This is a genomic window from Microbacterium umsixpiens, from assembly GCF_053543675.1.
On sequence record NZ_JBLVOH010000150.1, the window covers coordinates 51,199 to 52,025 of the forward strand.

General features: G+C 66.9%; 1 protein-coding gene. It reads left to right on the top strand.

Going from position 1 to position 827, the window contains the following annotated elements:
- Nucleotides 1–827: bifunctional DNA-formamidopyrimidine glycosylase/DNA-(apurinic or apyrimidinic site) lyase (mutM, locus tag ACNPM4_RS14955; RefSeq protein WP_448986177.1), on the top strand; the 827-nt coding region annotated here is incomplete at both ends.

Here is an 827-nt window from a genome sequence, read left to right on the forward strand (position 1 = left end):
CCGCGCCGGTCTCGAACCGGCTGCGGTCGGATCGGTCATCACGTCGGTGAGCGTGTTCGACGAGCGTGCGCTCACGCGGCATGTCGCCGGGGCCGCGGATTTCGTCGGCAGGCTCGAAGGCCGAACCTTCACTGCCGCATCCCGCCGGGGCAAGTTCCTCTGGCTCCCTCTCGACGACGAGGATTCCGCCCTGATCGCGCACCTCGGTATGAGTGGTCAGATGCTGCTGCGGACGCCGAATGCCGACGCGGAACGTCATGAACGGATCCGCATCGGCATCGAGCATCCCCTGCACGGCGAGCTCGCGATCGTGTTCGCGGATCAGCGGACGTTCGGCTCGCTCGCCGTCGATGCGCTGCTCGATGACGACGGATCGCGGATCCCCACGCAGGTCTCGCACATCGCGCGCGATCCTCTCGATCCCTCCTTCGATGATCGCGCCTTCCGTGTCGCGCTCGCACGGCGGGGAAGCGCGATCAAGCGTGTTCTCCTCGACCAGGGCGTCGTGAGCGGGATCGGCAACATCTACGCTGATGAGTCTCTCTGGGCTGCGCGCATCCATCCGGAGACACCTGCCGACCACCTGTCCACGCAGGCTGTGCGCCGACTGCTGGTGGAAGTGCGGCTCGTGCTCGCGAAGGCCCTGGCGGAGGGCGGAACGAGCTTCGACGCGCAGTACGTCAACGTCAACGGTCAGGCGGGCTACTTCGCCCACTCTCTCAACGCATACGGCCGGCAGGGCAAGCCGTGTCCGCGCTGCGGAACGGCGATCGTACGGGAGAGCTTCATGAACAGGGGCTCGCACTTCTGCCCGTCCTGCCAGCGAC